This window comes from Pseudofrankia asymbiotica (assembly GCF_001983105.1).
In the GTDB taxonomy this organism is placed as follows: Bacteria; Actinomycetota; Actinomycetes; order Frankiales; family Frankiaceae; genus Pseudofrankia; species Pseudofrankia asymbiotica.
Map to the genome: position 1 here is coordinate 23097 of NZ_MOMC01000093.1, position 10680 is coordinate 33776.

Here is a 10680-nt window from a genome sequence, read left to right on the forward strand (position 1 = left end):
AGAGCACTTTCAGCAGCGGCTCTCGACAGTCARCCGGACGCCCGCTCCCATGCGCCGCGAGCGATCATCACCCCTCCACAGAAATCATCAAGATCATTATCTCCGAGTCACTGTGCGGCCCAGACCTCCCCCATCCGACCAACGAAGATCCACGGGCAGCGGCCGAGGCCGCCACTGGCCAGGTTCATGACGCGGCCGCATCGACCGACCAGACTCCACTACAGACCCCCCGTCCCGCACTCGTACGCCAGCCCCACTCCGGCCGCCGCGACACCGACCTCGACACGGGCGGCAAACAGGGTCGAAGAGATCTTCGCGTTCCGCGGCGCGCACCACCGGCCAGGCGGCCCGCTCCCAGCACCCATCGCCGCCGACCTCACCGCATGCCGCAGGCGGCCGCACCTCCACGGCACACAACGGCTCCGACGATCCCGGCCAGCAGCGGCACCCACCAGGAGACCCACACGACGACCCGCGTCCCACGGATCTTCGCGTTCCGCGGCGCGCACCGACCAGCCAAGCCGCCAACACCCGGCACCCCTAGCCTCACCGCATGCCGCAGGCGGTCACACGCCCACGGCACAAACGATCCCGCGATCCCCAGCCATGAGCGGTCAGCCACCAGACGACCCACACAACGGCGCCACCCACACGACGGCTCACGCCCCGCGGACCTTCGCGTTCCGCGGCGCGCATCGGCCTCGATCAGCGCCCCGTGGCATCGCCGTAAAGCGGGCGGTTTTGCCCGCCGGGCCCGGTCCCGCACCTCGTCGCCAACCGGCCGGGGTCCGCGAGGCGCATCGCGCGGCGGACGCATCTCGCGGACCGCGGCGGTCGGCGCGACCAGGTCTAACCAGGCCTGTATGTGGGCAAGCGGAGCGGCAGGGCCGCCTTGGCCCGCGGGGCCCCTCGACCAGCAGAGCCCCTCGACCAGCAGAGCCCCTCGACCAGCAGAGCCGCTCCGCCGACAAGGCCACATCTGACGGTGGAACATCAGCCGCGCGGAGGCACCATCGGCAGAGAGCTCCAGCCGGTGTGGCTCACGGCGGAGGTCCGGCCGGCGAGGGGCACCAACGGCAGAGCGGGCTGGACGGTGCGGGCAGGCCGGACGGTGCGGGCAGGGACAGAGACGCGCGCCCCGCCACGGCGAGCCGTTGAATACCTATATATGTTTTTATAGGATCGCACGGACGCGCGCAATCGGGCTGTCGACGTTGGGGGACATGATGGCTGACCAGTCGACTTGGCGCGACCGCCCACGAGGCCGCGCGGCGGCACCGACTCAGCACCTGCTCGGCGACGACGTCGCGGCTGGCCGGGTGGCCGGGTGGCCGGGTGGCCGGGTGGCCGGGTGGCCGGCCCTCGCGGTGGCCGCCGGACCGCCCTCTCGAATACCTACGCGAACAACGTTCTAGGTGCGACGAGGTTCTAGGTGCAACGAAGTTCCAGGTACGGCGAGGTTCCAGGTACGGCGAGCTACTCAATCCATCGGGATACCTGCGCACCGTCGTCGACGGCGCCGAGAAGGGCTGAGCATGGAGCTGGACGAGGCGGGCGGCGTCTTCACCGACCCAAAGGCGTACGCGGACGAGAAGCGGTTCCATGCCGCCACGGCGTTACTGCGTCGCGAGTCTCCGGTGCACCGTGTCGACGACGGCAAGTACCCGCCGTTCTGGGCCGTCACCCGGTACGACGACGTCATGGAGATCTCGCGCGACGCGGAGCTCTGGCACAACTCGCCGCGCACGACCGTGCACCAGAACCCGGMGGACCCGGCGCCGCCGGTGCGCACGCTCGTCCAGATGGACGCCCCTGACCACGTCCTCTACCGGCACGTCAGCGCCGAGTGGTTCAAGCCCGCCGGCATCCGCCGGCTGTCCGACCGGATCGCGCAGCTCGCGAAGCGCTACGTCGACCACCTGGCCGACCTCGGTGGTGAGTGCGACTTCTTCCGGGACGTGGCGGCACACTATCCGCTGTACGTCATCCTTTCGCTGCTCGGGATGCCCGAGGACGACTTCCCCCGGATGCTCAAGCTCACTCAGGAGCTGTTCGGCGCCGACGACGCGGACCTGGCCAGAGACGCCAGCGACGACGCGGCCGCCCTGGCGCTGCTGGACTTCTTCCAGTACTTCCAGGGGCTGATCGCGAACCGCCGGGAGAACCCGACCGACGACCTGGCCTCCGTGATCGCCAACGCCACGATCGAGGAGGCGCTGATCGGGGAGCTGGAGGCGGTCGGCTACTACGTGCTGATCGCGACCGCCGGCCATGACACGACGAGCGCCGCCATCTCCGGTGGGATGCACGCGCTGCTGCAGAACCCGGAGCAGTGGCGGCGGCTGTCCGCGGACCCGTCGCTCGTGCCGACCGCGGTCGACGAGATGATCCGCTGGGTGTCGCCGGTGAAGCACTTCATGCGCACCGCCACGCGCGACGCGGTCGTGCGCGGGGTGGCGATCCCGGCCGGTGAGTCGGTCCTGCTCTCCTACCCGTCGGCCAACCGGGACGAGTCCGCCTTCGCGAACCCGGACCGCTTCGACGTCGGCCGCACGCCGAACAAGCATGTCGGCTTCGGGTTCGGCGCCCACTACTGCCTGGGCACCCACCTGGCCCGTCTGGAGGGCCGGGCCCTCTATGCCGAGCTGGTGCCCCGGATCCGGTCCATCGAGCTGGCCGGCCCCGCCGAGTACGTGGAGACGCTCTTCGTCGGCGGTCCCAAGAGCGTTCCCATCCGCTACCAGATGGCCTGAGGCTTGCGCGAGCCGCACTCCGCTGATGGGATCCGAGGTGGGATCCATCTAGACTTTTTTGGCGCCGGTCTGACGTCCTCCTGGGAGCGAACCATGAACACCGCCACCGCCACCACGAACGGCGTGAGCGGCACCGGCCAGGTGCACGAGGAGCTTGGCTGCTATCTGCTCGCCGGGCAGGCGAAGTCGTCGCACGACATCGCCGTCGAGGCCGTCGAGGCCGAGCGGCTCGGCCTCGGCACCGCCTACATCTCGGAGCGGTTCAACAAGAAGGAGGCCGCGACGCTGTCCGGCGCGGCGGGCGCCGTCACCGAGCGCATCACGATCGCGACCGGCGCCACGAACCACAACACCCGCCACCTGATGGTGACCGCCGGCTACGCCCGCACGATGCAGAGCCTCACCGGCGGCCGCTTCGTGCTGGGGCTCGGCCGCGGCGTCCCGCTCCAGCAGGACGTCTACGGCATCCCCCGGGTGACCACCGCGCAGCTGGAGGACTTCACCAACCTCATGCGCCGGCTGTTCCGCGGCGAGGTCATCATGGGCCACAGCGGCCCGGCCGGCTCCTGGCCGGTGCTCCACCTGGACGGGACGCTCGACGAGCACCTGCCGATGGGCATCGTCGCGTTCGGGCCGAACACGCTGAAGCTCGGCGGGCGGCTGTTCGACCAGGTAGTGCTGCACACGTTCTTCACCGACGAGACCACGGCGCGCGCGGTGGCGACGGTGAAGCGCGCCGCCGAGGAGGCGGGGCGCGATCCCGACTCGGTCAAGGTCTGGTCCTGCTTCGCGACGGTCGGCGAGCACGTCCCGGAGGGCGAGCGGCTCATGAAGCTCGTCGGGCGCCTCGGGACCTACCTGCAGGGATACGGCGAGCTGCTCGTGCGCACCAACAACTGGGACCTCAAGGTGCTCGAGCGGTTCCTGGGCGACCCGGTGATCGCCGGCATTCGCGGCCTKGACGTGACCGGTACCCCCGAGCAGCTGGCGCACGCCGCGACGCTGATCCCGTCGGAGTGGCTCGCGCCCGCGGCGACCGGCACCCCGGCGCAGTGCGTCGCCGCCGTCCGCAACCAGCTCGCCCTCGGCTGCGACGGCGTCATCATGCACGGCGCCACCCCCGCGGAACTCGCCCCGATCGTCGCCGAGTACCAGAAGACCGCCTAGGGGTCAGGGGGATCCGTAGCGGCTGGCCTCGAACCAGCCGCGGCACGGACCGTCCCACCCGGGCACCCTCGCCCGCACGAGGGTGCGCCAGTACGGCCACTGCTCCGGTTCCTGACAGGCGTGGGCCATGTCGAAGCAGACACTCGGCTCGATCGGTTCGAGCTCCACCTCGATCGGGGCACCGCCGGCGTCCTCGGCGTCCTCGGCGTCCTCGAAGCGCAGCGTTCCGGGGGTGATGGTCCGCGCCTTGTCGTCGTACCCGACGGTCCCGCCGGCCCAGCGCAGCCGCCGCGGCTCGGCGGAGTCGTCGCGCAGGTATCCGGAGCCGCGGCCGTGCCTGGGCGAGCCGACGAAGTAGAGCTGGCGGTCGCCGCCCTGCAGGTCGCCGATCGCGAACGGCAGGCGCCACTCGCGGGGCCCCACGACCGGTCCCGGTGCGCGCCGGCGTGCACCGGGCGGGCGTCGCCACCGACGACGACGGTCCCGAACGCCCGGAGCGACTGCTCGAAGCGGTCCGCCGGATATGACGTGTCCGCGCCGGGCGCCGCGCCGAAGCGCTCGTTCGTGGCCACGCAGGTCAGGTCGATCGAGACGGGCACCTGGGCGCCCGCGTCGGCACCGGACCTGGTGAGCAGGGTTCCGGCGAAGGTGAAGCGGGCGCCGGCCAGCGGCAGCTCCGGGCGCCATCCGAACCGCAGGGCCCACCTGTCATAGGAATGGCCGGCGGCGAGGTCGACATGGTCGAGCTCGAGCCGGGACTCCTCGACGCCAAGCCAGGCGCCGTCAATGTGGATGAAGCACCACAGCATCGCCCGGCGCTGGTTCGGCAGGAGCCCGAGGCGGAAGAAGCCCGCCGGCCCGCCGTCCAGGTCGATCCAGGAGAAGTACCAGGACTCGTTCCACGACCACACGTCCGGGTCGGCCGGATGGAGGTTCTCGTCGGCGGCCGTGAACCTGGCGGGTGACTCAGGCGCAGCGGGTGGCTCAGGCGCAGCGGGGGACTCAGGCGCAGCGGGGGACTCGGGCAGAGCGGGTGACTCAGGCATGGGCTGCCCTTTCCACGCACGCCTCCCAGCGCGCGACCATCGGGTTGGCCGACTCGATTCCCTGGTCCGCCAGGCCCCACTGGATCATTGCCCGGGTGGCCGTGACGCAGAGGATCGTCACGCCGAAGGCCGTCCAGTAGGCGAGGCCGTCCGCGGGCCGCCCCGTCGCGCGGCTCCACCGGTCCCAGGTCTCGGCCGCGGACGGAAGCCCGTCCAGCGGCTGTTGCGCGCCCGCCCGGTGCAGGCCGTCGAAGAAGACGCTGTACGCGACGTCGGCGGCCGGATTGCCGACGTAGGCGACCTCGAAGTCGACCAGCGCCCGTGCCTCGGTCCCGGCGAGGAGGCAGTTGGCGATGCGGGCGTCGCCCATGCAGACCGCCGGCGCGTCGTCGGCGCCCGGTGGGACGTGGTCCCGCAGCCAGTCCAGGGCGCTCAGCTGTCGCGGCACCGAGGGCGCCGGCGCGGCGTCCAGCAGCGCCGCCCGCCAGTAGTCGAGGACGTCGACCACGCCGCGCTGCCCGTGGCTCGCGTCGGGGACCTTCCGCGCGTCGACCGAGTGCAGGGCGCCCAGCGCGTCGTGGAAGGAGTCCCAGACCGCCCGCCGGGCATCCGGGCCCATGTCTCGCAGCCAGGCGTCCTCGTGTGGGCCCGCCAGCGACGAGTCGGCCAGCCCGTGTCCCTCGACATGCTCCATGACGAAGCACCGCCGGCCGGTGGCGGTTCCGGTGTCGACGGCGAGCACGGCCGGCACCGGCGCGCCCATCCCGTGGACGGCGGCGAGGATCCGTGCCTCGCGGCAGGCGTCCCGCTGGTACACGACGCTCGGCAGTTCGGGAGCCTTGAGAATCATCGGCCGGACGTCGCCATCGATGACGGCGTCGACGCGCCACACACCGCTGGAGTGGCCGCCGGGCAGCTTGCTGACGGCCGCCGACGAGACGTCGGGATCCAGGCTCTCGCGCAGCCACGCGGCGACCCGCCGCGCGTCGACACTGTCGGTGCCGATGGCGCTGCCGTTGCCGGTGCCAGCGCCGGTGCCAGCGCCGCTGCCGCTGCCGGTGCCGGTCGACGCGCCAGGGCCGCCGTCGGGTAAGCGGGGTTCGTCGTCCATGCGGCCTCCCTCGTGCGGCGGCACCGGCGCCGCTCGCAGAGAGCGGGCCATACATCTATACGTCTTCAATGCCCCTTCGGCATCGACGCCCCTGCGGCATCGCCGTGCCTCTTGGTCTACGCCCGGGCGGGGCGCAGCCGGGGCGCGTCGGCCAGACGGGCGGTCGCGAGGGCGCTCAGCCTGTCGACGCCGGCGTCGTCCAGGTGCACCAGGCAGGCGTCGCCGTGGCGCTCGGCCGTCGCCCGGGCCGGGCCGACCGCGAACGGCCTCAGGTAGCGCAGCATCAGGGACCGCAGGTAGACCGCCGTCTCGGCGAGCGAGGCCGCGGCCTCCTCGGCGGCCAGCGCGACCAGGCCGCCCTGGATGCCGCCGGACGAGTTGAGCCCGTCGGGCTTCCGCGGGACCTCCGCCGTCCCGGGGGTGCTGACCGCGCATCCGGCCCGCTCGGCGAACGGCATCGACAGCCGGCCGGGCTCCTGGCGCAGCGGCGGCCGGAAGTCGGGGGGAAAGATGTGGCTCGGGTCCGGCGAGGCGATGAACGACGCCAGCGCGAGCGCGGCCGGCGCGGTGGACCCCTGCACGGCGAACCGGGCCTCGGTCACCATGACGGTCCGGCCAAGCTTGACGACGCTGGCCTCGATCGTGACCGTGTCGCCCTCCACGGGCGGCTCGAACACCTGGACCTCGAGGTCGAGCGTGAGCGGAATGCGCGGCATGACGGCGGAGATGCAGAGCGTCCCGGTGATCACGTCGGCCCAGGTGGCCAGGACCGAGGTCCGCAGCGCCACGCTCCCCGGGACGCACACCTCCGGGACGACCGTGGCGCGTCCCACCGCCAGCGGGCCGTCGATGGCGACGGAGAGACCAAGCTCGGTGACGATGTGGCTGGCCGGTGACACGGCGACATCCCTCCTCGGTTCCACCGGGCCGACCCTGGTGGCGCTCGTTCGCATACATCTATATGTTTATCAGGCGAAGCAACATGCGCGATACATCTAGATGACTCGCCGCCCAGGCGGTAGAAACTTCAGCAGGACGCCAAGCATCCTGTCCAGCTTGTCGCGTCCGGAGCGGAGATGCGCGATGACCTACCGGGTTGTGCAGTGGACCACCGGCAACGTCGGGCGACAGTCGGTCGAKGCGATCCTCACCCATCCGGACCTGGAGTTGGTCGGCTGCTACGCGTGGTCGCCCGACAAGGTCGGCAGGGACGTCGGGGAGCTGTGCGGTACGGCGCCCGCCGGGGTGGCCGCGACGAACGACGTCGACGCCCTGCTCGCGCTCAAGCCCGACTGCGTCGTCTACAACCCGATGTGGCTCGACGTCGACGAGATGGTGCGCATCCTCGAGTCGGGAGCGAACATCGTCAGCACGGCGGGGTTCATCACCGGCCACTCCCTCGGCGCGGGCCGCGGCCGCATCCAGGAGGCCTGCGCCCGGGGGCAGACCTCTGTGTTCGGCTCCGGCATCAACCCGGGCCTGGCGAACCTGATCGCGATGGTCTCCGCCGCCGGTTGCGACCGCGTCGACAAGATCRTGGTCAGTGAGACCGCCGACGCCACCGGCTACGACTCCCCCGCCACCGAGCTGCCGGTCGGGTTCGCCCGCCCCATCGACGACCCGGACCTGCTGGCGATGACCATCAGGGGCACCGGGGTGTTCGAGGACGCCGTCCGCCTGCTCGGCGCGGCGCTCGGCGTCGAGTTCGACGAGGTGGTCTGCGAGGCGGAGTACGCGAAGACGACCGAGGATCTCGACCTCGGCTCCTGGAAGATCGCCGCCGGCTGCGTCGCGGGCATCGCCGGCAGCTGGCAGGGCCGGGTGGCCGGCCGCACCGTCGTCGACCTGCGTTTCCGGTGGCGCAAGGGCCAGTCCCTGGAGCCCGACTGGAAGATGGACACCGGCTACCTCATCGAGGTCCATGGCCGGCCGACGATCCGGACGAAGGTCGAGATCCTGCCGCCTCCCGACTTCCGGGGAACCACTTTCGCGGATTTCATGGTTCTGGGCATGGTGATGACCGCCACGCCGGCGGTGCACGCCATTCCCGCCGTCGTCGCCGCACCTCCCGGAATCGTGACCTACGCCGATCTCCCGCTCCCCCTGCCGAGAAAAATCGTCCCGACGCCGACCAATCCGGAGAAGTGATGTCCGAGCAGCGAATGTTAATCAACGGCAAGCTCGTCGACGCCGAGGGAGGCCGGGTCTTCGACAACGTCAACCCGGCGACCGAGGAGATCCTCGGCGTCACCGCCGACGGATCGCGCGCCGACATGGAACGGGCCGTCTCGGCGGCCCGCGCGGCGTTCGACCAGTCCGACTGGGCCACCGACCACGCCGGCCGCAAGAGGGCGATCCTGCAGCTGCAGGCCGCGATCGAGGCCGAGGTCGAGGAACTGCGCGCGGAGCTCGTCGCCGAGGTCGGCTGCCCGGTGATCACGACCTACGGGCCGCAGCTCGACGCGCCGCTGAAGGAGGCGCTGCGCTGGCCCGCCGAGCAGATCGAGTCCTTCCCGTGGACGCGGCCGCTCGGGTCGAAGGACGCGTTCGGGATGGGCTACCAGTCGGCGCGGGAGGTGTGGAAGGAGCCCGTCGGGGTCGTCGGCGTCGTCACCCCGTGGAACTTCCCGATCGAGATCGCGCTGAACAAGCTCGGCCCGATCCTCGCGATGGGCAACACCTGCGTCCTCAAGCCGGCGCCGGACACCCCGTGGAACACCACCCGCCTCGGCCGCCTCATCGCCRAGCACACCGACATCCCGCCCGGCGTCGTGAACGTCGTCCCGTCGGCCGACCACCTCGTCGGCGAGGTCCTCTCGACCTCTCCCCTGGTCGACATGATCGCCTTCACCGGCTCCACCGTCACCGGCCGGCGCATCATGGCCGCCGCGGCCGCCACCGTGAAGCCGACGTTCCTGGAACTCGGCGGGAAGTCGGTCAACCTGCTGCTGGACGACGCCGACTTCACCCAGGCCATCCCGGGCGCCGCCATGGTCTGCATGCACGCCGGGCAGGGCTGCGCGATGCCAACCCGGCTGCTCGTCCCGAACTCCCGCTACGACGAGGCCATCGAACTGGCCACCGCCGCCTTCGCGGGCGTCAAGTACGGCGACCCGACCGACCCCTCGGTGCTGCAGGGCCCGCAGGTCTCCAAGCGCCAGCAGGAACGGGTCCTCGGCTACATCGAGAAGGGCCGCGCAGAAGGCGCCCGGGTGGTGCTCGGCGGCGGCGTGCCCAGGGACCTCGACCGCGGCTACTTCGTCGAGCCGACCCTGTTCGCCGACGTCACCCCCGGCATGACCATCGCCCAGGAGGAGATCTTCGGCCCCGTCCTCGTCGTCATCGGCTTCGAGGACGACGACGACGCCGTCCGCATCGCCAACGACTCCGAATACGGCCTCTCCGGCGTCATCATGTCCGCCGACCTGGAACGGGCCAAGAAGGTGGCGCGGCGGATCCGCACCGGAACGCTCGGCCTCAACGGTGGCCTCTGGTACGGCGCCGACGCCCCCTTCGGCGGCTACAAGCAGTCCGGCATCGGCCGCCAGTGCGGCATCGAAGGCCTCGAGATCTTCACCGAGACCAAGACCGTCGGCTGGCCCGCCTGACCCGGGCACCAGCCCGCGGCGTCTGGTGGCCCTGCGCGCGGGGCCACCAGACGCCGCTCGTCATCGCAGTCTCGGCTGACGTTTCGGCAGCGGGTTGGCCTTGATCTCAGCCATGCCGATCGGGTTGCCCAGCCGGGTGTAGATCAGTCCCTGCTCCATGGCGGCGCGGTAGGGACGGTCGAGCGACTCCCAGATGGCGCGGACCGTGCCCTGGGTCGCCGACGACGGCTTCTCGGCGATCCCGGCGGCGATCTCGTGGGCCCGCTCCCACAGCCGGTCGCGCCCGACGACCTCGCTCACGAGCCCGATACGCAGCGCCGTGGCGGCGGTGACCCGCTCGTCGTTGCCCGACAGCGCGATCCGCAGCGTCTCCCCGAGGCCGATCCTGCGCATCAGGCCGATCGGCTCCAGCGCGAGCACCATTCCCTGGCTGACGTGCGAGTCGAAGAAGGTCGCGTCCTCGGAGCAGATCACGATGTCCGCCTCGTTGACCAGGTAGAAGGCGCCCGCGGTGCAGATGCCGTGCACGGCGCAGACGACCGGCTTCCAGACCTTCTGCCACTTGGGGCTGAGCAGCTCGCCCGGGTCCTCGTGGTTCCAGACGTCGTCGGGCTGGCCGTAGCTCTTCTTGACGTCCAGACCGGCGCAGAACGCCCGGTCCCCGGCGGCCCGCAGCACGACCGCGTTGACCGCCGGGTCGTCCTTGACCCGCTTCCAGGCGTCCCGGATCTCCTCGCACATCCGGCGGTCGAACGCGTTGAGCGCGTCGGGCCGGTTCAGCGTGATCGTGGCTACCTTGTCGGGCGTCACCTCGTACGTGATCGTGCCGTATGAGGGCGGCCGAGTCGTCCCCGTCATCCGCTCACCACCTTCGTCCCCCAGGGTCGCGCAGGGCCGGCCGCTCGTCACTGAGACGGAAGTCCATACGTGACGCTTCCCTCTGCCTCGCTACGGTCGGCCGCGCACGGCTCGCTGGAAATATCTAGACATTAACC

General features: G+C 71.2%; 9 protein-coding genes. 5 read left to right on the plus strand and 4 right to left on the minus strand.

All coding sequences use genetic code 11. The annotated features are described in order from the left end of the window. Positions 1-1535 precede the first annotated feature (1535 nt). Together BL253_RS34680 and BL253_RS34685 are read left to right on the plus strand one after the other, a co-directional pair. Positions 1536-2753 (plus strand): cytochrome P450, encoded by a 1218-nt coding sequence (locus BL253_RS34680; protein WP_076821902.1) that lies wholly within the window; start codon positions 1536-1538, stop codon positions 2751-2753. 93 nt (positions 2754-2846) lie between these two features. Beyond that, entirely contained in the window at positions 2847-3920 is a 1074-nt protein-coding gene (locus tag BL253_RS34685) for a TIGR03857 family LLM class F420-dependent oxidoreductase (protein ID WP_076821904.1), read from the plus strand. A 3-nt stretch (positions 3921-3923) separates the two neighbouring features. Here the strand turns inward: BL253_RS34685 and BL253_RS44335 are convergent, their stop codons facing one another. Beyond that, complete coding sequence (locus BL253_RS44335) at positions 3924-4343, minus strand: hypothetical protein (RefSeq protein ID WP_241835407.1); 420 nt, start codon at positions 4341-4343, stop codon at positions 3924-3926. 105 nt (positions 4344-4448) lie between these two features. On the opposite strand from BL253_RS44335, the gene BL253_RS44340 reads away from it, so the two are divergent. Next, complete coding sequence (locus tag BL253_RS44340; RefSeq protein WP_241835408.1) at positions 4449-4634, plus strand: hypothetical protein; 186 nt, start codon at positions 4449-4451, stop codon at positions 4632-4634. Between the two features lie 324 nt (positions 4635-4958). Here BL253_RS44340 and BL253_RS34695 read toward each other — a convergent pair whose 3' ends face one another. After that, positions 4959-6077, minus strand: coding sequence for a phosphotransferase family protein (locus BL253_RS34695; protein WP_076821906.1), 1119 nt, complete (start codon positions 6075-6077; stop codon positions 4959-4961). A gap of 116 nt (positions 6078-6193) precedes the next feature. Continuing rightward, positions 6194-6976, minus strand: a complete 783-nt coding sequence (locus BL253_RS34700) for a PaaI family thioesterase (RefSeq protein WP_241835409.1) — start codon at positions 6974-6976, stop codon at positions 6194-6196. 184 nt (positions 6977-7160) lie between these two features. On the opposite strand from BL253_RS34700, the gene BL253_RS34705 reads away from it, so the two are divergent. Both BL253_RS34705 and BL253_RS34710 read left to right on the plus strand, forming a co-directional pair. After that, entirely contained in the window at positions 7161-8225 is a 1065-nt protein-coding gene (locus BL253_RS34705) for an NAD(P)H-dependent amine dehydrogenase family protein (RefSeq protein ID WP_076821909.1), read from the plus strand. Further along, the gene (locus BL253_RS34710) at positions 8225-9685 is read left to right on the plus strand and encodes an aldehyde dehydrogenase family protein (protein WP_198946517.1); all 1461 of its coding nucleotides are present in this window, start codon (positions 8225-8227) and stop codon (positions 9683-9685) included. The genes BL253_RS34705 and BL253_RS34710 overlap by 1 nt, the downstream gene beginning before the upstream one ends. 60 nt (positions 9686-9745) lie before the next feature. Here BL253_RS34710 and BL253_RS34715 read toward each other — a convergent pair whose 3' ends face one another. Next, the gene (locus BL253_RS34715) at positions 9746-10543 is read right to left on the minus strand and encodes an enoyl-CoA hydratase/isomerase family protein (RefSeq protein ID WP_076821911.1); all 798 of its coding nucleotides are present in this window, start codon (positions 10541-10543) and stop codon (positions 9746-9748) included. Positions 10544-10680: the final 137 nt, after the last annotated feature.

Bases quoted from the DNA above. Each gene is read 5' to 3' on its own strand.
- BL253_RS34695 (WP_076821906.1), bottom strand. From the start codon at position 6,077: ATGGACGACGAACCCCGCTTACCCGACGGCGGCCCTGGCGCGTCGACC.
- BL253_RS34715 (WP_076821911.1), bottom strand. From the start codon at position 10,543: ATGACGGGGACGACTCGGCCGCCCTCATACGGCACGATCACGTACGAG.